The sequence below is a fragment of the Streptomyces endophyticus genome (genome assembly GCF_035798155.1).
GTDB classification, from domain to species: Bacteria; Actinomycetota; Actinomycetes; order Streptomycetales; family Streptomycetaceae; genus Streptomyces; species Streptomyces endophyticus.
Window position 1 is genome coordinate 173,450 of sequence record NZ_JAOZYC010000149.1, and the last position, 23,763, is coordinate 197,212.

Here is a 23,763-nt window from a genome sequence, read left to right on the forward strand (position 1 = left end):
AGATCGGGGCGCTGCCCCGGACCCCGCTGCTCAATCGCCGCAGGGGCTTGAAATGCCGCCGGCGGGGCTTGAGTTGGTCGCCTTGCGCGACAGCAGTGCCCCGCTCAGGACCGCCGTTGCCACCAGCAGGGAACCCGCCGTCACCAGGCTCCACCGCATCCCGTCCACGGAGAACGTTCCCTCGCCGTTGGACGCGAGGAGGGAGCCGAATACGGCCACCGCGAGTGCGCCGCCGGTCTGGCGCAGGGCGTTGAGGAGGCCGGAGGCCGTGCCCACGCGCGGGCCCGGGACCGCGTCCATCAGCATCGCCGTCACCGCGGGGACCGCGAACGCGCCGCCGAGACCCGTCGGGACGAGCAGCGTCAGAAGCAGCCAGGTCGGCGTGTGCGCGGTCAGGGGCAGCAGCGCGAACATCGCGAGGGCCAGGACGAGTTGGCCGATGACGACGACCGGACGGCGGCCGAAGCGTTCCGCCGCACGCGGCGAGATCAGGTTCGTACCGGTGATCAGTACGGCCAGCGGGACGAAGACCAGGCCCGCCTCCGTCGCGGACATGCCCCGCAGCTGCTGCAGGTAGAGGCCGAGCAGGAACACCACACCGTAGAAGCCGACGTTGATGGCGAAGCCGACCGCGAGGGACACCGAGACCGTGCGGTCGCGCAGCATGGTCAGCGGGACCATCGGGGCGCGGTGGCGCTTCTCCGTCACGTAGAAGGTGAGCGCGGAGACGACCGCCACGGCGAACGCCGCGAGGCCCGCGCGGCCGCCCTCGATCACCGCGAAGGTCAGGCCCGCGAGCGTGAGGACCGCGGTGATCTGGCCGGGGATGTCGAGCGGCGCCGGGCGGCGGGGCGAGGGGGCGACCTTCGTCAGGAGGGCCAGGATGGCCGCGCCGACGGGCAGGTTGAGGAAGAACACCGCGCGCCAGCCGACGTGTTCGGTCAGTACGCCGCCGAGCACTGGGCCCGCCGCCATCGACACCGAGCCGCCGACCGTCCACAGGGCGATCGCCCGCGCCCGCCGCCGCGCGTCGTCGTACGCCTCCCGGATCAGCGCGAGCGACGCGGGCATCAGCACGGCGGCTGCCCCGCCCTGGACGACGCGGGCCGCGATCAGCGCGCCGAGCCCGGGGGCGACGGCGCAGGCCAGCGAGGCGAGGGTGAACAGGGCGGTGCCGATGACGTAGGCGCGGCGGGCGCCCGTGCGGTCGGAGAGCGCCCCCGCCGACAGCATCAGGCCGGCGAACATCAGCGTGTACGCGTCCGCCACCCACTGCAGCCCGGTCATGCCGCCGTGCAGATCGTCGCGGATGCCGGGCAGGGCGATGTTCACGGCCGACACGTCGATGGTGATCACGGCGAAGCCGAGCAGCGCGGCGAGGAGGGCGGGGGTCCGGCCGGTGCGGGGGGCCGGGGCCTCGTGCACCGGTTGCGTACGGACTCTGGGGGCGACGGTGGTCACGCTGTCCTCCTGGGAAGGGTGTCGAGGTGCGGGTGGGCGGCAGGCACGGGCCGCGGCCCTGTGACATGCACTCCCTGGGCCCGCGGGCCCTGCTGACCGATCCGTCAGTGGGGCCCTTGCCTGCCGGCCACCCGCAGCGAGGACAACTCTGCGGCCGCGCGGCGAAAGGTGGCAGGCCGCGTTCCACCGGGGTGCCGCGTTCCTGGCCCTGAGACGGCCCCCCACCGCGCTCGACGACGATGCAGAATGCACGTATGGCTGAGACCACGGAATTGGGCCGCTACCTGCGGGCCCGCAGGGGGCAGGTGACACCGGCCGACGCGGGCCTGCCCGCGGGCACGGGCCTGCGGCGCACACCCGGCCTGCGCCGCGAGGAGCTGGCGACGCTCTCCGGAGTGAGCGTCGACTACTACACGCGCCTGGAGCGGGGCCGCGAGACCAACCCCTCCCCCGCCGTGATCGACGCCATCGCCCACGCGCTGCGGCTGCGCGGCGACGCCCACGAGCGCCTGCACGACCTGGCCGAGATGGCGTCGGGCCGGCACACCGAACCCCGCCCCACCACCGACGACACGGTGCGCGAGTCCGTGCTCCGGATGCTGGAGGCGCTGCGGCCGCTGCCCGCGTACGTGGTCAGCCGCTTCAACTACGTGCTCGCGGCGAACCCGGCGGGCCGGCGCCTGCTGCCCGGCCTGTGGGACCTGCCCGCCGAGCAGCGCAACATCACCCGCTACCTCTTCCTGCATCCGGTCGGGCGGGCCCTGTACGTGCCGTGGGAGGAGACGGTGACCGCGTCGGTCGCCCACCTGCGGGCCATCGGCGGCACCGAGGCGGACGACCCGAGGATGGCGGCGCTGGTCGGCGAACTCCTCCTGAAGTCACCCGACTTCGCCCGCATCTGGAACCGGTACGACGTCCATGAGCGCAGCGGCGGCGCGAAGTCGTTCGACCATCCGAAGGTCGGCGCGATGACGCTCACCTTCGAGGTGATGCAGTTGGCGCGTACGGGTGGGCAGCGCATGGTCGTCTACCAGGCGCCTGCGGGGTCGGCGGACGAGGCGGCGGTGCTGAAGCTGGACCCGGCTTCCTCGCCCTGAACTTTCAAACCCCTGCGGCGATTGAGCAGCGGGGTCCGGGGCAGAGCCCCGCGGCCGTGACCACGGCGCCGCTCGCCTCAATCGCCGGCGGGGCTTGATGTGTTCAGGCCCGTTCAAGGACGGCGGTAACCCCCTGCCCGCCCGCGGCGCAGATCGAGATCAAGCCGCGGCCCGAACCACCCCTCTCGGCCAACAACTTGGCAAGCGTCGCCACGATCCTCGCCCCCGTCGCCGCGAACGGATGCCCGGTCGCGAGGGACGACCCCGCCACGTTCAACCGGTCCCGGTCGACCGGCGCGAGCCCCGCCTTCTCCCACGCGGCGAGCGTCGCCAGCACCTGCGAGGCGAACGCCTCGTGGACCTCGAACAGGTCGAAGTCCTCGACCCCGAGCCCGGCCCGCTCCAGCATCCGCGGCACGGCGTACGCGGGCGCCATGAGCAGCCCATCGCCTTCGCCACCCGTGACGTCACCCCCGACGAAGTCCACCGCCGCGGTCTCGTACGCGGTCAGATACGCGAGCGGCTCAAGGCCTCGCGCCGCCGCCCACTCCTCGCTCGCGAGCAGCACCACCGCCGCGCCGTCCGTCAGCGGCGTCGAATTCCCGGCCGTCATGGTCGGGTTCTCACCCTTGGCCCCGAACACCGGCTTCAGCGTGCCGAGTTTCTCGACCGTCGATCCCGGCCGCAGATTCTGGTCGCGTTCAAGTCCCCTGTACGGGACCACGAGTTCGTCCAGGAGGCCGCGCTCGTACGCCGCCGCCAGCCGCTGATGGCTGGTGGCGGCCAGCTCGTCCTGGGCCTCGCGCGCGATGCCCCACGCACGCGCGGTGACGGCGGCGTGCTCACCCATGGACAGGCGGGTTCGCGGTTCGGCGTTGCGCGGGATGTCGGGGATCAGGTGGCCCGGCCTGACCTTGGCGAGCGCCTTGATCCTGGCGCCCGCCGACGTGGCGCGGCGGGCCTCAAGGAGGATCTTGCGCAGCGCGTCGTTGACGCCGAGCGGGGCGTCGCTCGCGGTGTCGGAGCCGCCCGCGATCGCACTCTCGGTCTGACCGAGCGCGATCTTGTTGGCGGCGGCGATCACGGCCTGCAGACCGGTGCCGCAGGCCTGCTGGATGTCGTACGCGGGCGTGCGCGCGTCCAGCATCGACCCGAGCACGGTCTCGCGCGCCAGGTTGAAGTCGCGGCTGTGCTTGAGCACGGCGCCCGCGACGAACTCGCCGACGGCGCCCGGCTCGTGGAGCTTCATCCGCCCCACGAGGCCGTCGAGCGCGGCGGTCAGCATGTCCTGGTTGGACGCGGTCGCGTACGGGCCGTCGGAGCGCGCGAACGGGATGCGGCTGCCGGCGACGACGGCGACACGACGCGGGGCGTTTCCTAGGACGGGGGCAGCGGGGCCCTTCGGGGTTCGCGCCATGTTCGGCAGCTCCTGAGCTCTCGACAAGTACTGACCATTGAGTAACCTTACTCTCTAGTAAACTTACGACCGAGCTGGGAGCTGGACAATGGCCGACCGCTATCTGAACTTCACCGGCACGGCCCCGGGCCGCTTCCTGACCCGCCGCCTCGGCCTGCCGCAGCCCGCACCGCTGCATCGCTATACCCCCGAACACCCGCGCCTGGAAGGGCAGTTGCTGCACCTCACGGCGGGCGGGTCCACGCACCGCGAGGAGCTCGGGAAGCTGCTCGCCGACACCGGCCTCGCCGTCGCGTCCTCCGCCTCTTCCGCCGAGCGGCCCGCCGTCGTCGTCGTGGACGCCACCGCCGTGACCGGCCTCGACTCCCTCGCCGATGTGCACGCAGCGCTGCACCCGGTCGTCCGCTCCCTCGCACCCGGCGGGCGCGTGGTCGTCCTCGGCACACCGCCGTCGCCCGACGACCACCACCAGGCGGCCGTGCAGCAGGCCCTCGAAGGCTTCGTGCGCTCGCTCGGCAAGGAGATCGGGCGCGGCCGCACCGTGAACCTGGTGCGCGTCGCGGGCCCGGTGTCCTGCGCCGAGTCGACCCTGCGCTTCCTGCTGTCGCCGAAGTCGGCGTACGTCAGCGGCCAGGTGATCCAAGTAGGGTCTACGGGCGGTGAGTTGACGATCCCCGAGAACTGGGACCGGCCGCTCGCCGGGCGCACCGCGCTCGTCACCGGCGCCGCCCGCGGCATCGGCGAGGCCGTCGCCGAGACCCTCGTACGGGACGGGGCCGAGGTCGTCCTGCTCGACGTGCCGTCCGCCGAGGCCGACCTCGCGAAGGTGGCGGAGCGGCTCGGCGGACGCGCGCTGCCCCTGGACATCACGGCGGACGACGCCGGCGAGCGGATCGCGGAGTTCGTACCCGACGGCCTGGACGTACTCGTGCACAACGCGGGCATCACCCGCGACCGGCGCCTGGCCAACATGCCCGCTGAGCGCTGGAGTTCGGTCCTGGAGGTCAACCTCGCGAGCGTGCTGCGGACGACGGACGCGCTGCTCAAGGCCGGCGCCGTGCGCCGCGGCGGGTCGATCGTCGCGACCGCCTCCATCGCCGGGATCGCGGGCAACGCCGGGCAGACCAACTACGCGGCCAGCAAGGCGGGCATTGCCGGCCTCGTACGGTCCCTGGCGCCGCACGCTGCCGCCGAGCACGGGGTGACGGTGAACGCGGTGGCACCCGGATTCATCGAGACCAAGATGACGGCGGCCGTCCCCCTGTTCATCCGGGAGGCCGGGCGGCGCATGAACTCCCTTGCGCAGGGCGGGCTTCCGGTGGACGTGGCGGAGACGACGTCCTGGTTCGCGTCCCCGGGATCGGGGGCGGTGAACGGTCAGGTGGTGCGGGTGTGCGGGCAGTCACTCCTCGGCGCGTAAGCCCTCCGGGCCCACCGGGGGCGGGCGGGTACGGCCGGCCGCTCCCGGTGGCCGGTACGCCCGCACCGTCCCCCGGCCTCGGGGCTCCGCCCCGGACCCCGCTGCTCAATCGCCGCAGGGGCTTGATTCGGGGCTTGAAATGCTCATCCGTCGTTTTGCTAGGACGTCTCTCATGACCCGCACCGTCGTCGCCCTCGACGCCGCCCCGTCCCTCCTTCCGCTCATGCTGCGCGGCGCCGTGCTGTCCCCGTTCAAGCGGCCGCGCCAGGACGCGCCGCTGCCCGACACCCGGCTCACCGTCCCCGGCCTCCGCATCACGCAGAACCACCTCACCGCGTACGAACGCGCCTGCGGGTTCGCGACCGAGCGGCACGAGCTGCCTGTCACCTATCCGCACGTTCTGGGCTTCCCGCTGGCCATGCGGCTGATGTCGGAGCGCGCGTTCCCGCTGCCGGTGCTCGGCCTCGTCCACACGTCGATCTCGATCACGCAGCAGCGCGACCTGTCACCGGCTGAAACGTACGAACTGGGCGTCCACGTCCATGAGTTGCAGCCGCACCGCCGCGGCACGGAGGCCGTCGTCGTCACCGAGCTGCACGCCGAGGGGGCACCGGTCTGGCAGTCGACCAGTACGTACCTCGCGCGGCACAAGACGTCCGCGCCCACCGCCGAGCAGCCGCAACAGGACTCCCCCGCCCAACCGCTCCCCGAACTCGCCCGCTGGCGCCTCGGCGAGGACCTCGGTCGCCGCTACGCCGCCGCGTCCGGCGACCGCAACCCCATCCACCTGCACCCGCTCACGGCCCGCCTCTTCGGCTTCCCGCGCGCCATCGCGCACGGCATGTGGACGGTGGCCCGCTGCCTGGCGGAGCACAAGGCACACGGCCCGGTCCACGTACAGGCCCGCTTCAAGGCGCCGGTGCTGCTGCCGGGCGAGGTGGTGTACGGGGCGCAGGGCCCGGCCTTCGAACTCCGCTCGGCGGACGGCTCCCGCACCCACGTCACCGGCGAGGTGCACGGGTTGGCGGACTAGGGTCCCAGGGCCCTAACGGTCCGACCAGCGCTCCCCGACCATCAGGTTGCCGAGGCCCGACCAGGCGAAGTTCATCATCGTCGTGGCGGCCTCCTTCGCGGACACCGACGCGTCGCCGTTCGCCCAGCCGGCCAGCGCCTCCGCCGCGCCGACCAGGGCCTGGGCGAGGCCCGCGACCTCCCGCTCGACGAGCTCCGGGTTGTCGTGTGCCTCCCGCGCGGCCTCCGCGATCAGGTGGGTCACGAACGCCACGATCTCCTCGCGCATCGCGACGACCTCCGCGACGAACGGGTCGCCGCCCGAACGCGCCTGGCTGTGCAGCACCGCCCACCCGTCGGGGCGCTCGGCGGTGTGCGCGAAGAAGGCGGTCAGGCCCTCCCAGAGCTGCCGGTCCGCGGTCACGTCCGTGCGCACACCTGCCCGGATCGCGGCGACCAGCGCCTGCGCCTCCCGCCGGATGCAGGCGCTGAACAGCTCTTCCTTCGAGTTCAGATACAGGTACACCAACGGCTTGGACACGCCCGCCAGTTCGGCGATCTCGTCCATCGACGCGGCGCGGTACCCCCGCTTCCCGAACACCCGCACCGCGGCGTCCAGCATCTGCCGCTCCCGCTCGGCCCGCGGCATTCTCTTCTGCCGCACCACCCCGTCGCCGCCCACCCCAGCCGCCTTCCCTCGCCCACTCTGCCCGCTCCAGCGTACGCAGTCCCCGCCGCGGCCACCCGGAGCTCCACCGGCATCTCGGCCACGCACGGGCTCCGCCCGGAACCCCGCCATCATCACGCCCAACCGTCCCTACGCCCCCGGGGCTCCGCCCCGGACCCCGCTGCTCAAACGCCGCAGAGGCTGGATATCACCCGCCCACTCCGTACCGGTCGGCCGCCACCGCCTTGGTCGGCAGGGTGAGCAGGACGGCCCCCGGCGCAGCCCAGACTCCGCGATGCCGCGCAACAAGGACCCCGGCCCCACCCCCACCCCCAACCCCCGTCAACCGCGGACGCGCGAAGTCCCGCCCCCCGGGGACCGGAGAGCGGGACTTCGTGTGTGGGGCGAGCCGGGGGACGTCAGGCGGCGGCCGTCACGGCCACCTCCTGCGGCTCGTCCACCGGGGAGGACGTCGCACTGTTGTAGGCGTCGCGGTCGAGGATCTTCTCGCGGGCGGAGACGATCACCGGGACGAGGGCCTGGCCTGCAACGTTCGTCGCCGTCCTCATCATGTCCAGGATCGGGTCGATCGCGAGGAGCAGGCCGACGCCCTCCATCGGGAGGCCGAGCGTCGACAGGGTCAGCGTCAGCATGACCGTCGCGCCCGTCAGACCGGCGGTGGCGGCGGAACCGATCACCGAGACGAAGGCGATGAGGAGGTAGTCACCGACGTTGAGGTCGATGCCGAAGATCTGCGCGACGAAGATCGCGGCGATCGCCGGGTAGATCGAGGCGCAGCCGTCCATCTTGGTCGTCGAGCCGAACGGCACGGAGAAGGAGGCGTACTCCTTCGGGACGCCGAGGCGCTCGGTGACCCGCTGGGTCAGGGGCATCGTGCCGACCGACGAACGCGAGACGAAGGCCAGCTGGATCGCGGGCCAGGCGCCCTTGAAGAACTGCAGCGGGCTGAGCTTGGCGACCGTGGCGAGCAGCAGCGGGTAGACGCCGAAGAGGACCAGGGCGCAACCGACGTAGATGTCGATGGTGAACGTCGCGTACTTGCTGATCAGGTTCCAGCCGTACGTGGCGATGGCGTTGCCGATGAGGCCGATGGTGCCGATCGGGGCGAGCTTGATGACCCACCACAGGGCCTTCTGGAGGAGTTCCAGGACCGACTCGGAGAGGGTGAGGATCGGCTGGGCCTTCTCGCCGACCTTCAGGATGGCGATGCCGGCGACGGCGGCCATGAAGACGATCTGCAGCACGTTCAGCTCGGTGAACGGCGTGATGACGTCCGTCGGAATGATGCCGGTGAGGAAGTCGAGCCAGGAACCGGCCTCTTCCGGCTTGGCGCCGTCCTTCGGGGTCAGGCCCGTGCCGGCGCCCGGGTTGGTGAGCAGCCCGATGGCGAGGCCGATGACGACCGCGATCAGCGACGTGACCATGAACCAGAGCAGCGTGCGCGAGGCGAGCCGGGCGGCGTTGTTGACCTTACGAAGGTTGGTGATGGACACCAGAATCGCGAAGAAGACCAGCGGGGCGACGGCCAGCTTCAGGAGCTGGATGAAGGTGTCGCCGACCTTCTGCAGGGTGGTGACGAGCCAGGAGACGTCCTGGCTGCGGGCCAGCCAGCCGAGCAGCACACCCAGGACGAGGCCGCCCAGGATCTGCGCCCAGAACGGGATCTTGGGTATTCGGAAGCCGGACTTCTGTTCGGCTGCGGGGGTGTTCGCGGACACGGAGGCACTCCAGTGATGACACGCGGGGACAAGTCAGGGGCGTACAGGAGCGGCAACCGTGAGACGGGTCAACGACGCCGCTGCATCGCTTCGGCCAGGGAAGTCGGAACTTCTCGATCAGGCACGACAGGCCGCGGACATGCAGCGGCAGAGATCGACATGCAGGCGCTCCACGAGCGCGACGCTCATGGCGGTTCGAGGCGCAACTGATGTCTTCATGACAGGAACGTTAACACCGCAACTTTGAGAACATCAAAGGGCTTCTTTGGGGCAGATGAGGTGCCCGTACGGACTCAAAGCGGCATTTACCTTGAAAATGCAGGCGACCCCGGCACCTGATCCGGTGCCGGGGTCGTGCTGACTGTGAGGAAGCTTACGCGGCCCCTACGCCTCCTGCGTGTGGGCGCGGGTGCGGGCGGCGTCGTCCGCCTCGTCCTCCATGGAGCGGCTGGCCGCCATGTTCGCCTTGGCGCGGTCCACGCGGTCGACGACCTTCTTGGAGGCGCGGTCGCGCTCACCGCGCAGCGCGATGTAGCTGATGGGTGCGGACACCACCAGGCCGAGCAGCGCGATCCAGAGCCAGTAGGAGCCACCGATGCCAGCGGGCACGATGCCGGTGGCGACGAGGCCCCAGACGACGAGGAAGCAGCCCACGAAGACCCCGAGCCGCATCAGCGTGTAGCGGAGCATGTCAATCCACTCTTCCGTTCCGAAATGGTGCCCTTACAGGACGAGCGCCCCTCCAGTGAAGCACGGGGAGGGGCGCTCGATTCCAGCGGGGGCTCGCGGCGTCAGATCAGCCACCGGTTCTTGCGGACGGCGGGCAGTTGGGCCCATACCGCGCCGAGGCCGTAGTACCGGCCGGCGCCGGTCGCCGCGGTGATCAGCAGGACGAGGGTGATCATCCAGTGGTCGTCCATGAACGGGTTGCTGTCGGGCCACAGCGTGACGAGCCACATGGAGGCCATCATCAGCGTGCCCGCGGCGGCCGCGATCCGGGTGCCGATGCCGAGGATCATGGCGAGGCCGACGCCGAACAGGCCGAGCATGAAGACCAGGTCGAGCCACCAGGCGCCGGCCACGGAGTCAAACATGTGGGCGAAGGGGCCGGTCGTGCCGTGCAGCAGGAAGCCCTCGGTGGGGCTGCCGCCGTTCAGCCAGCTTCCACTGGAGGGCGTCGCCTTCCCGAAGCCGAAGGTCTTGTCGAGGAAGGCCCACAGGAAGTAGAAGCCGACGAGCACGCGGGACGCGGCGAGGATGCCGCGGGCGGCGGGCGCGCGGACGACGACGTCGTCCTGGCTGCCCGCACTCCGGCGCGGGGCGCCCGTGGCGCCGTGTCGGGCGGGACTGTCCGATGCGTGGAGGGCCATGGCCGTTGCCTTCTTCCTTGTGCACCCTGCGGTGCGATCCGCTCGTGAATACATTCACAAGCTACGCCCGGTGCTTAGCCCGCCCCTACGGCCAAAGGTCCCGATCCGGACAGCCGAACGTCACCACCTCACCCCTGGTTACGCTCGGACCCATGCGCACCACATCTCCCCTCACCTTCGAACTCGACCCGGCCGTCGACCCCGATCTGCGCGACGGGCTCCTCACCCTGTGGTCGGACGTCACGAACGCCGGCGGCGCGGTCGGCTTCGTCCCGCCGGTCACGCCAGAGGACATACGCCCCGAGCTGGTCAAGCGCCTCGCCGACCTCGCCGGGGGCGGGACCCGGCTCCTCGTGGGCCGCGACGAGCAGGGCAGGGTCGCGGCGTCGGCCTTCCTCGCGTACAACCAACACCGCCTGATGAAGCACCACTTGTGGCTCTACACGGTGATGGTCCACCCCGAGCACCAGGGCAAGGGCTACGGCCGCGCCCTGATGTCGGCCGCCGCCGAGGTGGCCCGCACCTTCGACGGCATCGAGGCCCTCCGCCTCACCTGCCGCGGCGGCACCGGCGCGGACGCCTTCTACGCGGCGTGCGACTACAAGGAAGTCGGCCGCGTCCCGGGCGCCATCCGCGTGGCCCCAGGCGACGACCGCGACGACATCCACATGATGCTGCCGCTCTTCTAGAGCCCCTGCGGCGATTGAGCAGCGGGGTCCGGGGCAGCGCCCCGCGACCCAGGAGGACGACGACCGCAACAAGAACGGGCCCCGGCAACAACCGGGACCCGCCAAAATCAAATCCGCATCGGCTGCGGCGCATCCCGCCGCCCCGGATCCGCCCCCTCGTACTCCCGAATGATCTCGTACCGCGTATTCCGCTCCACCGGCCGGAACCCCGCGTCCCGGATCAGGTCGAGCAGATCCTCACGCGTCATCTTGTTCGGCGTGCCGTAGTTGTCCGCGTCATGCGTGATCTTGTACTCGACGACCGAGCCGTCCATGTCGTCCGCCCCGTGCTGCAACGCGAGCTGCGTGGTGTGCAGCCCGTGCATGACCCAGAAGCACTTCACGTGCGGCACGTTGTCGAACAGCAGCCGGGAGACCGCGAAGGTCTTCAGCGCCTCGGCGCCCGTGGCCATGGTCGTCCGCGCCTGCAGCTTGTTGCGGACCTTGCCGTCCTTCATGTCGACGAAGTCGTGCTGGTAGCGCAGCGGGATGAAGACCTGGAACCCGCCGGTCTCGTCCTGCAGTTCACGCAGTCGCAGCACGTGGTCGACACGGTGCCGGGGCTCCTCGATGTGCCCGTACAGCATCGTGCTGGGCGTCTTGAGGCCCTTCTCGTGCGCGAGGCGGTGGATCCGCGACCAGTCCTCCCAGTGGGTGTCGTGGTCGACGATGTGCTGCCGGATCTCCCAGTCGAAGATCTCGGCGCCACCGCCGGTGAGCGACTCCAGACCCGCCTCGATCAGCTCATCAAGAATCTCACTGGCGCTCATCCCGGAGATCTTCTCGAAGTGATGGATCTCCGTCGCCGTGAAGGCCTTCAGCCCGACGTCGGGCAGGGCCTCCTTGAGCGCCTTGAGCGAGCGCGGGTAGTAGCGCCACGGAAGGTTCGGGTGCAGCCCGTTGACGATGTGGAGTTCCGTCAGGTTCTCCGACTCCATCTCCTGGGCGAGCTTGACGGCCTCCTCGATGCGCATCGTGTAGGCGTCCTTCTCGCCGGGCTTGCGCTGGAAGGAGCAGTAGGCGCACGACGCGGTGCACACGTTCGTCATGTTGAGGTGACGATTGACATTGAAGTGAACGACGTCGCCGTTCTTCCTTGTCCGTACCTCATGGGCGAGGCCGCCGAGCCAGGCCAGGTCGTCCGACTCGTAGAGCGCGATGCCGTCCTCGCGGGACAGCCGCTCACCGTCTCTGACCTTCTGCTCCAGCTCGCGCTTGAGCCCTGCGTCCATGTGCCCGTACCTCTCCTCGCTCAACGACCGGTCCCCACCGTACGCCGCCGCGCCGACAGTCCCCTGGCAGGGCCCGGGGCCCGGGCGGCTCGTCACACCTCTTCGGGGAGCTCCCCCACCCGGTTCTCCCACTTCGTGGAGAGGATGATCGTGGTACGTGTCCGGGACACGCCCTTCGTGCCGCTGAGGCGCCGGATCGTCCGCTCCAGGCTGTCCACGTCGCCCGCGCGCACCTTCAGCATGTACGAGTCGTCGCCCGCGATGAACCAGCAGTCCTCGATCTCGTGCAGGTCGCGCAGGCGGTGCGCCACGTCCTCGTGGTCGGCCGCGTCGGAGAGCGAGATGCCGATGAGGGCGGTGACACCGAGGCCGAGCGAGGCGGAGTCGACGGTGGCGCGGTAGCCGGTGATGACGCCGGCCGCCTCAAGGCGGTTGATGCGGTCCGTGACGCTGGGTCCGGACAGGCCGACGAGCCGGCCCAACTCCGCATACGAGGCGCGGCCGTTCTCGCGCAGGGCCTGGATGAGCTGCCTGTCCACGGCGTCCATAAGGTCCAATGCCTTTCATTGTTCAGCGTTGACGCGAGCTTATGTGTACGATCGAAGGCGCGCTAGGGTTTATCCCCGCGAAATCTAAAGTCCATCCCTTGGATCAGCGAAGATCCATCGGATATCGAACCCCCAGGAGAGTGTCAGCGTGTTCACGATCGAGATGGCGTACGCCCGCATGCGCGAGATGCAGGCCGAGGCCAATCGTTCGCGTGCCGAGCAGCCCGCCCCCGCGCGTCGCGCGAAGGGCCGGCACGCAGCCCGCCCCGCCAAGAAGCGCTGAGCTCCGCCGCGTCACCCCGATTCACGGGAGCCTCCCCCGAGCTCTCCCTCCCAGCGGCGGTACAGCGTGTGCGGCACCCCCGCCGCGTCCAGCGTCCGCCCGGCGACGAAGTCCACGAGATCCTGGATGTGCGTCGCTCCCGCGTAGAACGCCGGTGAGGCGGGCAGCACCACGGCGCCCGCCTCATCGAGCGTCACCAGGTGCTTGAGGGTCTGCCCGTTCAGCGGCGTCTCCCGTACGGCGACGATCAGCGGCCGCCGCTCCTTGAGCGTCACACTCGCCGCGCGCTGCAGCAGATCCTTCGAGAGCCCGAGCGCGACACCGGCCACGCACGCCGTCGAGGCGGGCACGATGATCATGCCCTTGACCGGGTACGAGCCGGAGGACGGCCCGGCCGCGAGATCACCGGCGGGCCAGTACCGCACATCGTCGAGCCCGATGCCACCGAACGTGTCCGGCTTGCCGTCGGCGCCGCGCGCCAGCCACTCCTCCAGGTCCTCGCGCCAGTGCGCGTCCCGCAGGGGGATCCCCGTCTCGTCGAGCAGCGTGAGCCGCGAGGCCCGCGAGACGACGAGGTCGACGGCTTCGCCCGCCGCGAGCAGGGCGCGCAGCACGGAAGCGGCGTACGGGGTTCCTGACGCGCCGGACACCCCGACCACCCATGGCCTGCGGCTGTTTGCTTTGACGTGCTCCACACCACGAGCCTATCCGGCGGCCCCGCGGGGGAACTTGAGCAGGGGCGGCCGACGTTGTTTCCATGACGGGCGGGGGCTGGGATGACGTACGAGGACGGACTGGTCGGAGCGGGCCGGGCGGCGCCGCGGCGCCGGCCGACGCGCGAGCGGGCGCTGGCGGCGGGAAAGGTGATGCTCGCCTGGGTGGCTCTGCTCTGGCTCCTCGAAGTGGTCGACGCGGCCTCGGGCAACGCTCTGGACACCTTCGGCATTCAGCCGCGCGAGGCCTCCGAGCTGATCGACGTCGTCCCGGCGTCCTTCATCCACTTCGGCTTCGCCCACGTCGCGGCGAACTCGATACCCCTGCTGGTCCTCGGCTTCGTCGCGGCGCTCGGCGGGCTGCGCCGCTTCTTCCTGGCCTGCGCCCTGATCGTCGTCGCGGACGGCCTCGGAGTGTGGCTGGTGGCTCCGGCCCACACGAACACGGCGGGCGCCTCGGGCCTGATATTCGGCCTGTTCGCCTTCGTCGTCCTGTCCGGCTTCGTGGAACGCCGCCCGCTCGGCATCGTCGTCGGCATCCTCATAGCCGCGTACTGGGGCACGTCGTTCCTCGCGGGCCTCTCCCCCACCAACGACGGGGTGAGCTGGCAGGGCCACCTGATCGGCCTGGCCGCGGGAGTGGCGGCGGCGTTCGTCTTCCGCCGCCGCCCATCGGCCTAGAGCCCTAGAGCCCTAGACCGTCAGCCCGCGCACCAGCAGATCCAGCAGCGCGCACACGAAGAGCGCGATTCCGATGAAGCCGTTGACCTGGAAGAACGCCCGGTTCAGGCGGGACAGGTCGTGGGGCTTCACGATCGAGTGCTCGTAGAGGAAGGCACCCGCGACGATCACGAGGCCGACCCAGAAGAAGGTGCCCGCGTCGGTGGCCAGGGCGTACCAGACGAACAGGGCCGTCGTGAGGGTGTGGCAGACGCGCGCGCCCCAGATCGCCCCGGGGATGCCGAAGCGCGCCGGGACCGACTTCACGCCGACCTCGCGGTCCGTCTCCACGTCCTGACAGGCGTAGATCAGGTCGAAGCCGCCGATCCAGATGCCGACGGCGAGGCCGAGGATCACCGCGGTCCAGGACCACTCCCCGGTGATCGCGATCCACGCGCCGATCGGGCCCATCGCCTGGGCGAGACCCAGGATCGCCTGCGGGAAGTTCGTGAACCGCTTGCCGTACGGGTAGACCACCATCGGGATCACCGCGATGGGCGCGAGCGCCAGGCAGAGCGGGTTCAGGAGCGCAGCCGAGGCCAGGAAGACGACCAGGGCGATCAGCGCGCCGGTCCACGCCGACTTCACCGACACCGCGCCCGTCACCAGTTCACGGTGCGCGGTGCGCGGATTGCGGGCGTCGATCTCGCGGTCGATGATCCGGTTCGCCGCCATCGCGAACGTCCGCAGGCCGACCATGCAGATGGTCACCAGGAGCAGCCGGCCCCAGTGGATGTTCCCGTCCCACTCGAACATCGCCGTCAGGGCGGCGATGTAGGCGAAGGGCAGCGCGAAGACCGAGTGCTCGATCATGACCAGGCGCAGAAACGCCTTGGTCCGGCCCGGCTGCTGCGGGATTGCTGCTGAAGCGCTGGTCACTAGAGTCCGTACTCCTTCCAACGGCGGTCCACCAGGGCCGCCGTACGGGGGTCGGAGACGACCATCTCGGGCCAGCCTCCGTCCCTCGTGTAGCCCTCCTCGGGCCACTTCTTCGTCGCGTCGATGCCCGCCTTGCCGCCCCAGAACTGCTGGTACGAGGCGTGGTCGAGGTGGTCGACGGGCCCCTCGGCCACCGTCAGGTCACGGGCGTAGTCCGTGTTCCCGAGCGCGCGCCACGAGACTTCATGAAGATCGTGGACGTCGCAATCGGAGTCGACGACGACGATGAGCTTCGTCAGCGACATCATGTGCGCGCCCCAGATCGCGCTCATCACCTTCTGGGCGTGCTTCGGGTACTTCTTGTCGATCGAGACGATCGCGCAGTTGTGGAAGCCGCCGGACTCGGGGAGGTGGTAGTCGACGATGTCCGGGACGATCACCTTGAGCAGCGGCAGGAAGAAGCGCTCGGTGGCGCGGCCCAGCGGGCCGTCCTCCGTCGGCGGGCGGCCCACCACGATCGACTGGAGCAGCGGGCGCTTCCGCATCGTCACGCAGTCGATCTTCAGCGCGGGGAACGGCTCCTGCGGGGTGTAGAAACCGGTGTGGTCGCCGAAGGGCCCCTCCGGGAGCATCTCGCCCGGCTCCAGCCAGCCCTCGATGACCACTTCCGCGTTGGCCGGGACCTGGAGCGGCACCGTCTTGCAGTCGACCATCTCGACGCGCTTGCCCTGGATGAACCCGGCGAGCATGTACTCGTCCATGTCGCCGGGCAGCGGCGCCGACGACGCGTACGTGACCGCGGGCGGGCAGCCGAAGGCGATCGCGACCGGGAGCTTCTCGCCCTTGCGGGCGGCCACCTGGTAGTGGTTCCGGCTGTCCTTGTGGATCTGCCAGTGCATGCCGATGGTGCGCTTGTCGTGGCGCTGGAGGCGGTACAGGCCGAGGTTGCGCACGCCGGACTCCGGGTCCTTGGTGTGCGTGAGCCCCAGGTTGAAGAAGGAGCCGCCGTCCTCGGGCCAGGTGAACAGCGCCGGCAGCTGGTCGAGATCGACGTCCTCGCCCCGCAGCACCACCTCCTGCACGGGGGCGGCGTCCGACTTCACCTTCTTCGGCGGTACGTGCGTCATCGCGCCGAGCTTGCCGAACGCCTCGCGGATGCCGACGAACCCCTGCGGCAGCTCCGGCTTCAGCAGGCCGCCGATCTTGTCGCTGATGTCGTTGTACGACTTGAGGCCGAGCGCCTTGAGCAGCCGGCGGTCGGTGCCGTACACGTTCATCGCGAGGGGCATCGACGCGCCCTTCACGTTCTCGAAGAGGAGCGCGGGGCCGCCGGCCTTGTTCACCCGGTCGACGATCTCACCGACCTCCAAGTACGGGTCGACCTCGGCCTTGATGCGCTTCAGGTCGCCTTCGCGCTCCAGAGCCCTGAGCAGGGAGCGAAGATCGTCGTAAGCCATGCGTTCCAGTATCGGGCACCGGCTACGCTGGCCCGGCCACCGGGGCCCAGTACGCCCCGTTCCGTTCCTTGGGGGACCGCGACACCATGCTGCGCTACTTGCCGTTCCTGCTGGTCCTTGCGCTCTGGATCTACACGTTCATCGACTGTCTGAACACGCCGGAGAAAGAGGTGCGCAAGCTGCCCAAGGTGGTCTGGGTCATCATCATCCTGCTGTTCGGCGAGGTCCTGCTGGGCCCGATCGCCTGGCTGGTGGTGGGCAGGCCGCGCCGCGCCCCCGCGGGCGGCGGCCGCACGCGGTTCGTCGCGCCCGATGACAACCCCGAGTTCCTGCGGTCCCTGAGGGACGACGACAAAAAGAACGACGACAAGAAGAACGACGACTGAGGACCATGTCCAGCTCCGGACCGCAGCACCCGCACGACTCCGCCGCCCCCGATGTCGTCACCGGACCCGAGAAGCTCATCGCCGTCGAGGAGCACGGGGCCGAGCCCGTCCCGCACGACAAGCGGCACGGCAGCCCGCGCCAGCTCCTGTGGACGTGGGCCTCGCCGCAGGTCGGGTTCGCGACCCTGTTCATCGGCGTGCTGTCGGTCTCCGCGTTCGGCCTGAGCTTCTGGCAGGCCGCCGCCGCGCTGGTGCTCGGCGCGGGGCTCGGCTCGCTCGCGCACGGCGTGCTCTCGACCGACGGGCCGCGGTTCGGCGTCCCGCAGATGGTGATCGGCCGGCTCTCCTTCGGGCACGCGGGCAACGCGGTGCCTTCCGCGGTCAACGCGCTGGTCTCCGGCATCGGCTGGTTCGCCGTGAACAGCGTCGGCGGCGCCTTCGCGCTCAACTCGCTCACCGGCCTGCCGCCGCTGCCGAGCCTGCTGATCCTCGTCGTGCTCGAGATCGTCATCGGCTACGTCGGGCACGACCTGGTGCACCGCTTCGAGCGGTACGCGTTCCCCGTGCTCTGCGTGATCTTCCTGATCGCCGGGGTGTGGATGTTCAAGGGCGCCGATATCGCGGGCTCGGGTACGGGCGGCGGATTCGGCGGGTTCATGCTCGCGTTCAGCGCCTGCTTCGGGTTCACGGCGGGCTGGAACCCGTGCGCGTCCGACTACGCGCGCTATCTGCCCGCCGGTACCCCGCCGCGCGTCACCGCCCGCTACTCCGGCCTCGGCCTGTTCGTGTCGATCGCGGTCGTCTCGGTGATCGGCGCGGCCTCCGGCACGCTCGCCGCGCCCGCGGGGGCCAGCCCCACCGACGCGTTCACCAGCCATCTGCCGGGCTGGCTCGGAAACCTCACGCTCGTCGCGATCATCCTCGGGGCGATGGCGGCGTCCACCCTGAACGTCTACTCGGCGGCCGTCTCCATCTCCTCGCTCGCGCTGCCGCTGCCGAGCTGGCTGGGCCGCGCCGCGCTCGTCGCGCTCGTCGGCGCGATCGGCACGGTCGCCGGCTGGGCCTCGCTCGCCGACGCGGGCGCCGCGTTCGAGAACTTCCTGCTGGTCATCGCGTACTGGATCGCGCCCTGGCTCGGCGTCGTGCTGATGGAGCACGCGCTGCGCACCCTGCCCGGGAACGCGCTCGCCGAGCGGCTCCAGGACCGCACGTTCACCAACCCGGCGGGCCTGATCGCGCTGCTCGTGGGCGTCGCCGTGTCGGTGCCGCTGTTCTCCAACCAGACGATCTATGTCGGCCTGGTGCCCGCCACCTGGCCCGGCGTCGGCGACCTGACCTGCCCGGTCGGCTTCGCGATCGGCGCCCTCCTCTACGTGCTGCTCAGGCGGCGCGACACCCTCAACACCCCTGCGTAGAAAGGCCCGTACGACCATGGATCTCGACCTCGCCCGCACCTGGCTCGCCACCGCCGTGGAGGAGGCGAAGACCGGTCTCGCCGAGGGCGGCATCCCGATCGGCGGCGCCCTGTACTCCGCCGACGGCAAGCTCCTCGGCCGCGGCCACAACCGGCGCGTGCAGAACGCCGATCCGTCCTCGCACGGGGAGACCGACGCGTTCCGCAACGCCGGGCGGCAGCGCACCTACAAGGGCACCACGATGGTGACCACGCTCAGCCCCTGCTGGTACTGCTCGGGCCTGGTGCGGCAGTTCGGCATCTCGCGGGTGATCGTCGGCGAGGCGCGCACCTTCCACGGCGGGCACGACTGGCTCGCCGAGCACGGCGTGGAGATCGTGCTGCTGGACGACCCCGAGTGCGTGGGCATGATGGAGGACTTCATCGCGGCGAAGCCGGAGTTGTGGAACGAGGACATCGGCGAATGAGCCACGCACGCCCTTGCCGAGTGTTCGTCGCACGTCGTACAGTCTGAGTGGTTGGTGTTCGCCACGCGACGAACACCTGTCGGTTCTTCTCGGACGACGGAAGGCGTGTGTCATGCGAGCGGTGCGGTTCGAGGAGTACGGCGGCCCCGAGGTCCTGCAGGTGACGCAGGACGTGGCGGCGCCGGAGCCGGGGCCCGGCCTAGTGAGCATCGACGTCGCGTACGCCGGGGTGAACTTCGCCGACCTCAAGGCCCGCGCGGAGGGCTACCGGGTGGACGCGCTGCCGTACGCCCCCGGCCTTGAGGTCTCGGGCCGCGTACGCGCCCTGGGGGCGGGGGTCGAGGGGCTCGCGGTCGGCCAGGAGGTGGCCGCGCTCACCACCTCCGGCGGGTACGCCGAGGTGGCCGTCGCCGACGCCGTCACCACCTTCCCGATCCCCGACGGCCTGTCCCTGCGCACGGCCGCGACGCTGCCGACCGTGCTGCCGACGGCGTACGCGCTGCTGCACTCGGTGGGGCGCCTGCGCTCCGGCGAGAGCGTGCTCGTGCAGGGCGCGGCGGGCGGGGTCGGCACGGTGGCCGGGCAGTTGGCACGGGCCGCGGGCGCGGGCCGGGTGATCGGTGTCGTGTCGAGCGAGGCGAAGGCCGCGTACGCGAAGCGGTACGGGTACGACGATGTGGTCCTCGCCGATGGATTCGGCGCCGCGGTACGGGAGTTGACGGGCGGGCGCGGGGTCGATCTGGCGCTCGACCCGGTGGGCGGGGAGACGCTCCGGGAGACGCGGGAGGCGCTCGCGGTGTTCGGGCGGCTCGTGTCCTTCGGCAACGCGTCGTCCGCGCCCGCGTGGCAGGTCGGTCAGCCCGAGCTGTATCCGACGGGCCTCTCCGTGGCCGGCTTCTCCATCCTCGGCCTGGCCCGGACCGCCCCCACCGAACTACGAGCACTCGCCGAACAGGCCTTCGCGGTGGCGGGGGTGGAGCTCCCGGTGACAGCGGAGTTCCCCCTCACCGAAGCACCAGACGCACACCGCCTGATGGGCTCCCGCACCAGCACCGGCAAGCTGCTGCTGCGGGTGAACCCCACCGGCACCTGAGCCCCGCTCCGGGGCCGTCGAGCGGTCCCCTGTGCCGCTCGACGGCCCCGGCCAGGGTGATCCCTGGGACGCACTCCGTGGATGACTCCACCCCGTTGTCCACCCCGGGGATCAGTGTGGCTCAGCACCCTACTGAACTGGAGTGGCTTTCTAGAAATTCACTATAGAAACACAGCCCTGGGGCGGTGCCTTAGGCTGGTCGTCGTCATGAGCCCCAAGCAACTGCGCGGCGCGGAAACCGTCGACCGCCTCCTCGATGCCGCGCTGCGCGTGTACGCGGACGCGGGCGAGCAGGGCATCACCGTCAGCTCCCTGACGCGCACGGGCGGGGCCAGCCCCGGCAGCCTGTACCACCACTTCGGCAGCGTCGACGGGCTGATGCAGGCGCTGTTGCTGCGCTGGCTCGGCCGGCTCCTCGACGAACTCACCGCGGCCCTCGAACGCTCCCGCACGCCGCGCTCCGGGATCCGTGCGGTGGTCGAAACGTATCTGCGCTTCATCCAGGAACACCCCGACGCCTCCCGCCTGTTGCACTCCTCGTACGCCGACCGGCTGGGGATGGCGCACGCCCGCCAGTTGCGCGACGCGCAGGAGGCACGGCTCTCCCCGCTCACCGAGTGGATGCGGCAGCACGTCGACTCCGGCGCGATCGCCCCGCTGCCCACGCCGCTCATCGAGGCCCTGGTACTCGGCCCGGTCATCGGTCTCGCACGCGGCTGGCTCTCCGGGGCGCACGAGACCGACCTCGAGCACGCCGCGCGCGTCCTGCCGGAGCGGATCTGGCGCTCGCTGAAGCCCTAAACGCGTGAAAGGCCGGCCCCGCGGGACCGGCCTTTCACGACAGCAGTGAGGAGTTACACCCCGGCGTACGAGTGCTTGCCCGTGACGAAGATGTTCACGCCGTAGTAGTTGAAGATCCAGCAGCCGAAGGCGATCAGCGCCAGGTAGGCGGCCTTGCGGCCCTTCCAGCCGGCGGTCGCGCGGGCGTGCAGGTACGCCGCGTAGGCGACCCAGGTGATGAACGACCAGGTCTCCTTGGGGTCCCAGCCCCAGTAGCGGCCCCACGCGTCGCCCGCCCAGATCGCGCCCGCGATGATCGTGAACGTCCACAGCGGGAAGACGGCCGCGTTCACGCGGTAGGAGAACTTGTCCAGGGACTGCGAGGCGGGCAGCCGCTCCATGACGGAGGTCGCGAACTTGCCGGGGGTGCCGCCGCTCGCGAGCTTGTTCTCGTACGAGTCCTTGAAGAGGTACAGGATCGTGCCGACCGCGCCGACGTAGAAGACCGCGCCGCAGAAGATCGCCGTCGAGACGTGGATGTACAGCCAGTACGAGTGCAGCGCCGGCACCAGCTGGTCGCTGGACGTGTACAGCACGGTGGTGGCGAGGCCGAGGTCGAGCAGGACCGTGATGACCAGCGGCAGGCCGAGCCAGCGCACGTTCTTCTTCAGCGCGAGCAGCACGAGGTAGATGGCCACGGCGACGGTGGAGAAGGTGATGCTGAACTCGTACATGTTGCCCCACGGGGCCCGCTCCACCGAGAGCGCGCGGGCGACCACACCGGCGAACTCGATGATGAAGCCGAGCGCCGTGAGGGAGATGGCGATGCGCCCGTACATGTCGCCCTGTACGTCACCGGCGGCCGCGCCGGGCCCGTCCGGCACGTCACGCGCGCCGGCCGCGGCCCGGGTGACCACCTTCGGCCGCTCCAGAACAGCGGTGCCGCCCTCCTTCTGGACGGTGACCGCAGGCGCGGCGGCCTTCGCCTCGGCCTTGCCGGTCAGCGCGGCGGCGGTTCGGCCGACCTTGCTGCGGCTACCGAAGATCCACTCGGCCATGCTCGCGAAGAACGCGAGCAGGTACACGGCCATCGACGAGTAGATGAGGACGTTACTGGTGTGAGCCAGGTTCTCGTTGACTGCGGCGGCGAGAGTCACTTCTCAGCCCCTTCGGCGGCAGGAACAGCAGTGGGTGATTCGGAGGGTTCGGTGGTTTCGGTGGATTCGGGCGCGCTCGGCACCTCGCTGTGCAACTGCTCGACCAGGGAGCCCAGCTCCTCCGGCAGCTTCGCGGACTCGCTGCGGCCGAGGCCCGCCAGTTCGACGACGGTCACCCCGTCGGGGCCCTCGACGGCGCGCACCCAGACACGGCGGCGCTGTATGAACAGGGAGCCGGCCAGGCCGAAGATCGCGGCGATGGCGCCACCGAGTGCCCAGGTGTCACCGGGCTGGTGGGAGATCTGGAAGGTGACCCATTCCTTGATGTCCTTGTCGAACGTGATGGAGCCCGCCCCGTTCGGCAGCTTCATCGTCTCGCCGGGCAGCAACCGCTGCTTGAGCGCCTTGCCCTTGGAGTCCTTGAAGGCCTTCATGTGCGAGGTGTCCAGCTGGTACACGTTCTGCGGAAGGCCCGCGTCCACGCCGAGGTCGCCGTGCGTCGCGTTCAGCGCGAGGACGGGGAAGTCGAGCCCGGGGAACTGGGACAGCATCGTGCCCTTGCCCGCGCCCGCGAACGTCGGCACGAACCAGGCGGCGAAGCCCAGCTGTTCCTTCTTGCCCTTGGCGTCGCGGTAGCCGTCCATCACCTTGATGGCGCCCTGCGAGGAGATGTTGGAGTCGATCGGCAGCATCGGCACGGCCTGCTGGGAGACGACCTTGCCCTTGCCGTCGCGGACCGTGACGGGGACCGCGTAGCCGTGCCCGTTGAGGAAGATCTTGGTGCCGTCGATGTCCAGCGGCTTGTTGGACTCGATCTTGGCTTGCTTCCTCTTGTCGCCCGAGCCCTCGGTGTAGCTGACGTTCGCACGGAACGTGCGCGGGGTGCCCTTCTCGGGGCCCGTGCGCTCGTACGTGGCCGTGAACTTGTCGAGGGTGAAGCTGAACGGCGACAGGTCGTGGTCGCTGTCGAAGAGGTTGCCCGACTTGAAGTCGTCGTACTGGGTGAGCGTGTTGGCGAACCCGTCGCCCTCGGTGACGAGCTTGCCGCCCTCGAACTTGAAGAGCTGCCCCCAGGCGAAGGAGACCAGCATCACGATCAGCGCGATGTGGAAGGCGAGGTTGCCGACCTCACGCAGATAGCCCTTCTCGGCCGCGACCGCGCTCCCGGCAACGTGCGCGCGGTAGCGGCGCTTCTTCATCATCGCGAGGGCCGCGGTGCGCACCTGCTCGGGGTCCGCCTCGGTGCGCCATGTCGCGTACGCGGGCAGCCGGGTGAGCCGCTTGGGCGCGCCCGGCGGGCGGCCGCGCAGCTGCCCGACGAACTGCCAGGTGCGCGGCACGATGCAGCCGATGAGGGAGATGAACAGCAGCAGGTAGATCGCGGAGAACCACACCGAGCTGTAGACGTGGAAGAAGCCGATCTTGTCGTAGACCGACGCGAGCGTGTCGTGCGCCTTGCGGAAGGTGTCGACCTTGGTCGGGTCCGTGCCCTGCTGCGGGATCAGCGAGCCGGGGATGGCGCCGAGGGAGAGCAGGAACAGCAGGATCAGGGCGACCCGCATCGAGGTGAGCTGCCGCCAGAACCAGCGGACCCAGCCGATGACACCGAGCTTGGGCAGGTTGGGCGAACGGTCCTCCTGGGGGGCCGTGCTCAGCTGGGAGGACGCGGCTTCGAGGTCGGTGGGGTCGCCACCGCTCTGCACGTCGTCGGTTGTCTTGCTCAT

General features: G+C 70.3%; 24 protein-coding genes. 11 read left to right on the forward strand and 13 right to left on the reverse strand.

Annotated elements, in window-relative coordinates:
• Positions 1–30 precede the first annotated feature (30 nt).
• A complete protein-coding gene (locus tag OKJ99_RS29755; RefSeq protein ID WP_326021017.1) occupies positions 31–1,461 on the reverse strand; it encodes an MFS transporter in 1,431 nt (476 codons plus the stop codon).
• 254 nt (positions 1,462–1,715) lie between these two features.
• Between OKJ99_RS29755 and OKJ99_RS29760 the strand changes: the two genes are divergently transcribed.
• The gene (locus OKJ99_RS29760; protein ID WP_326021018.1) at positions 1,716–2,558 is read left to right on the forward strand and encodes a helix-turn-helix domain-containing protein; all 843 of its coding nucleotides are present in this window, start codon (positions 1,716–1,718) and stop codon (positions 2,556–2,558) included.
• A 103-nt stretch (positions 2,559–2,661) separates the two neighbouring features.
• On the opposite strand, the gene OKJ99_RS29765 is transcribed toward OKJ99_RS29760, so the two are convergent.
• Positions 2,662–3,975, reverse strand: coding sequence for an acetyl-CoA C-acetyltransferase (locus OKJ99_RS29765; RefSeq protein ID WP_326021019.1), 1,314 nt, complete (start codon positions 3,973–3,975; stop codon positions 2,662–2,664).
• 88 nt (positions 3,976–4,063) lie between these two features.
• On the opposite strand from OKJ99_RS29765, the gene OKJ99_RS29770 reads away from it, so the two are divergent.
• Together OKJ99_RS29770 and OKJ99_RS29775 are read left to right on the forward strand one after the other, a co-directional pair.
• Positions 4,064–5,395 (forward strand): 3-oxoacyl-ACP reductase, encoded by a 1,332-nt coding sequence (locus OKJ99_RS29770; protein ID WP_326021020.1) that lies wholly within the window; start codon positions 4,064–4,066, stop codon positions 5,393–5,395.
• 172 nt (positions 5,396–5,567) lie between these two features.
• Positions 5,568–6,428, forward strand: coding sequence for a MaoC family dehydratase (locus OKJ99_RS29775; RefSeq protein ID WP_326021021.1), 861 nt, complete (start codon positions 5,568–5,570; stop codon positions 6,426–6,428).
• A 12-nt stretch (positions 6,429–6,440) separates the two neighbouring features.
• On the opposite strand, the gene OKJ99_RS29780 is transcribed toward OKJ99_RS29775, so the two are convergent.
• The 4 genes from OKJ99_RS29780 to OKJ99_RS29795 all read right to left on the reverse strand — a co-directional run bounded on the left by OKJ99_RS29780 (position 6,441) and on the right by OKJ99_RS29795 (position 10,182).
• A complete protein-coding gene (locus tag OKJ99_RS29780) occupies positions 6,441–7,055 on the reverse strand; it encodes a TetR/AcrR family transcriptional regulator (RefSeq protein ID WP_326021074.1) in 615 nt (204 codons plus the stop codon).
• Positions 7,056–7,492: 437 nt separating this feature from the next.
• Entirely contained in the window at positions 7,493–8,812 is a 1,320-nt protein-coding gene (locus tag OKJ99_RS29785; protein ID WP_326021022.1) for a dicarboxylate/amino acid:cation symporter, read from the reverse strand.
• A gap of 384 nt (positions 8,813–9,196) precedes the next feature.
• Positions 9,197–9,502, reverse strand: a complete 306-nt coding sequence (locus OKJ99_RS29790; protein ID WP_326021023.1) for a DUF4229 domain-containing protein — start codon at positions 9,500–9,502, stop codon at positions 9,197–9,199.
• A 101-nt stretch (positions 9,503–9,603) separates the two neighbouring features.
• The gene (locus OKJ99_RS29795; RefSeq protein WP_326021024.1) at positions 9,604–10,182 is read right to left on the reverse strand and encodes a DoxX family protein; all 579 of its coding nucleotides are present in this window, start codon (positions 10,180–10,182) and stop codon (positions 9,604–9,606) included.
• 152 nt (positions 10,183–10,334) lie between these two features.
• Between OKJ99_RS29795 and OKJ99_RS29800 the strand changes: the two genes are divergently transcribed.
• Positions 10,335–10,871, forward strand: coding sequence for a GNAT family N-acetyltransferase (locus OKJ99_RS29800; RefSeq protein WP_326021025.1), 537 nt, complete (start codon positions 10,335–10,337; stop codon positions 10,869–10,871).
• Between the two features lie 107 nt (positions 10,872–10,978).
• On the opposite strand, the gene mqnE is transcribed toward OKJ99_RS29800, so the two are convergent.
• On the reverse strand, positions 10,979–12,142 hold the full coding sequence (gene mqnE, locus OKJ99_RS29805; RefSeq protein WP_326021026.1) for an aminofutalosine synthase MqnE: 1,164 nt from the start codon (positions 12,140–12,142) through the stop codon (positions 10,979–10,981).
• Positions 12,143–12,234: 92 nt separating this feature from the next.
• Positions 12,235–12,690 (reverse strand): Lrp/AsnC family transcriptional regulator, encoded by a 456-nt coding sequence (locus tag OKJ99_RS29810; RefSeq protein WP_266712846.1) that lies wholly within the window; start codon positions 12,688–12,690, stop codon positions 12,235–12,237.
• Positions 12,691–12,838: 148 nt separating this feature from the next.
• Between OKJ99_RS29810 and OKJ99_RS29815 the strand changes: the two genes are divergently transcribed.
• Entirely contained in the window at positions 12,839–12,973 is a 135-nt protein-coding gene (locus OKJ99_RS29815) for a hypothetical protein (RefSeq protein ID WP_326021077.1), read from the forward strand.
• Positions 12,974–12,984: 11 nt separating this feature from the next.
• On the opposite strand, the gene OKJ99_RS29820 is transcribed toward OKJ99_RS29815, so the two are convergent.
• Positions 12,985–13,668, reverse strand: a complete 684-nt coding sequence (locus OKJ99_RS29820) for a UbiX family flavin prenyltransferase (protein ID WP_326021027.1) — start codon at positions 13,666–13,668, stop codon at positions 12,985–12,987.
• 81 nt (positions 13,669–13,749) lie between these two features.
• On the opposite strand from OKJ99_RS29820, the gene OKJ99_RS29825 reads away from it, so the two are divergent.
• A complete protein-coding gene (locus OKJ99_RS29825; RefSeq protein ID WP_407700789.1) occupies positions 13,750–14,367 on the forward strand; it encodes a rhomboid family intramembrane serine protease in 618 nt (205 codons plus the stop codon).
• Between the two features lie 12 nt (positions 14,368–14,379).
• Here OKJ99_RS29825 and mqnP read toward each other — a convergent pair whose 3' ends face one another.
• Complete coding sequence (gene mqnP / locus OKJ99_RS29830; RefSeq protein WP_326021028.1) at positions 14,380–15,285, reverse strand: menaquinone biosynthesis prenyltransferase MqnP; 906 nt, start codon at positions 15,283–15,285, stop codon at positions 14,380–14,382.
• Positions 15,285–16,742, reverse strand: coding sequence for a menaquinone biosynthesis decarboxylase (locus OKJ99_RS29835; protein WP_326021029.1), 1,458 nt, complete (start codon positions 16,740–16,742; stop codon positions 15,285–15,287). Before OKJ99_RS29835 ends, mqnP begins: the two co-directional genes overlap by 1 nt.
• Positions 16,743–16,828: 86 nt before the next feature.
• On the opposite strand from OKJ99_RS29835, the gene OKJ99_RS29840 reads away from it, so the two are divergent.
• The 5 genes from OKJ99_RS29840 (at position 16,829) to OKJ99_RS29860 (ending at position 20,903) form a co-directional block, all read left to right on the forward strand.
• The gene (locus OKJ99_RS29840) at positions 16,829–17,128 is read left to right on the forward strand and encodes a PLD nuclease N-terminal domain-containing protein (RefSeq protein ID WP_407700790.1); all 300 of its coding nucleotides are present in this window, start codon (positions 16,829–16,831) and stop codon (positions 17,126–17,128) included.
• A 5-nt stretch (positions 17,129–17,133) separates the two neighbouring features.
• Positions 17,134–18,543 carry a purine-cytosine permease family protein gene (locus OKJ99_RS29845; RefSeq protein ID WP_326021030.1) on the forward strand — a complete coding sequence of 470 codons (1,410 nt, stop codon included), beginning with the start codon at positions 17,134–17,136 and terminating at the stop codon, positions 18,541–18,543.
• Between the two features lie 16 nt (positions 18,544–18,559).
• Positions 18,560–19,009: a nucleoside deaminase gene (locus tag OKJ99_RS29850; protein ID WP_326021031.1), complete on the forward strand. Its 450-nt coding sequence runs from the start codon at positions 18,560–18,562 to the stop codon at positions 19,007–19,009.
• Between the two features lie 112 nt (positions 19,010–19,121).
• Positions 19,122–20,102 carry a quinone oxidoreductase family protein gene (locus tag OKJ99_RS29855; RefSeq protein ID WP_326021032.1) on the forward strand — a complete coding sequence of 327 codons (981 nt, stop codon included), beginning with the start codon at positions 19,122–19,124 and terminating at the stop codon, positions 20,100–20,102.
• 207 nt (positions 20,103–20,309) lie between these two features.
• Positions 20,310–20,903 carry a TetR/AcrR family transcriptional regulator gene (locus OKJ99_RS29860; RefSeq protein ID WP_326021033.1) on the forward strand — a complete coding sequence of 198 codons (594 nt, stop codon included), beginning with the start codon at positions 20,310–20,312 and terminating at the stop codon, positions 20,901–20,903.
• A 53-nt stretch (positions 20,904–20,956) separates the two neighbouring features.
• Here OKJ99_RS29860 and ccsB read toward each other — a convergent pair whose 3' ends face one another.
• Both ccsB and resB read right to left on the reverse strand, forming a co-directional pair.
• Positions 20,957–22,039, reverse strand: a complete 1,083-nt coding sequence (gene ccsB, locus OKJ99_RS29865; RefSeq protein WP_326021034.1) for a c-type cytochrome biogenesis protein CcsB — start codon at positions 22,037–22,039, stop codon at positions 20,957–20,959.
• Positions 22,036–23,763, reverse strand: coding sequence for a cytochrome c biogenesis protein ResB (gene resB / locus OKJ99_RS29870; protein ID WP_326021035.1), 1,728 nt, complete (start codon positions 23,761–23,763; stop codon positions 22,036–22,038). Before resB ends, ccsB begins: the two co-directional genes overlap by 4 nt.

Coding starts and splice junctions, on each gene's coding strand:
- OKJ99_RS29760 (WP_326021018.1), top strand. CDS start 1,716: ATGGCTGAGACCACGGAATTGGGCCGCTACCTGCGGGCCCGCAGGGGG.
- OKJ99_RS29765 (WP_326021019.1), bottom strand. CDS start 3,975: ATGGCGCGAACCCCGAAGGGCCCCGCTGCCCCCGTCCTAGGAAACGCC.
- OKJ99_RS29770 (WP_326021020.1), top strand. CDS start 4,064: ATGGCCGACCGCTATCTGAACTTCACCGGCACGGCCCCGGGCCGCTTC.
- OKJ99_RS29775 (WP_326021021.1), top strand. CDS start 5,568: ATGACCCGCACCGTCGTCGCCCTCGACGCCGCCCCGTCCCTCCTTCCG.
- OKJ99_RS29780 (WP_326021074.1), bottom strand. CDS start 7,055: ATGCCGCGGGCCGAGCGGGAGCGGCAGATGCTGGACGCCGCGGTGCGG.
- OKJ99_RS29790 (WP_326021023.1), bottom strand. CDS start 9,502: ATGCTCCGCTACACGCTGATGCGGCTCGGGGTCTTCGTGGGCTGCTTC.
- OKJ99_RS29795 (WP_326021024.1), bottom strand. CDS start 10,182: ATGGCCCTCCACGCATCGGACAGTCCCGCCCGACACGGCGCCACGGGC.
- OKJ99_RS29800 (WP_326021025.1), top strand. CDS start 10,335: ATGCGCACCACATCTCCCCTCACCTTCGAACTCGACCCGGCCGTCGAC.
- mqnE (WP_326021026.1), bottom strand. CDS start 12,142: ATGGACGCAGGGCTCAAGCGCGAGCTGGAGCAGAAGGTCAGAGACGGT.
- OKJ99_RS29810 (WP_266712846.1), bottom strand. CDS start 12,690: ATGGACGCCGTGGACAGGCAGCTCATCCAGGCCCTGCGCGAGAACGGC.
- OKJ99_RS29825 (WP_407700789.1), top strand. CDS start 13,750: ATGACGTACGAGGACGGACTGGTCGGAGCGGGCCGGGCGGCGCCGCGG.
- OKJ99_RS29835 (WP_326021029.1), bottom strand. CDS start 16,742: ATGGCTTACGACGATCTTCGCTCCCTGCTCAGGGCTCTGGAGCGCGAA.
- OKJ99_RS29840 (WP_407700790.1), top strand. CDS start 16,829: ATGCTGCGCTACTTGCCGTTCCTGCTGGTCCTTGCGCTCTGGATCTAC.
- OKJ99_RS29845 (WP_326021030.1), top strand. CDS start 17,134: ATGTCCAGCTCCGGACCGCAGCACCCGCACGACTCCGCCGCCCCCGAT.
- OKJ99_RS29850 (WP_326021031.1), top strand. CDS start 18,560: ATGGATCTCGACCTCGCCCGCACCTGGCTCGCCACCGCCGTGGAGGAG.
- OKJ99_RS29855 (WP_326021032.1), top strand. CDS start 19,122: ATGCGAGCGGTGCGGTTCGAGGAGTACGGCGGCCCCGAGGTCCTGCAG.
- OKJ99_RS29860 (WP_326021033.1), top strand. CDS start 20,310: ATGAGCCCCAAGCAACTGCGCGGCGCGGAAACCGTCGACCGCCTCCTC.
- resB (WP_326021035.1), bottom strand. CDS start 23,763: ATGAGCAAGACAACCGACGACGTGCAGAGCGGTGGCGACCCCACCGAC.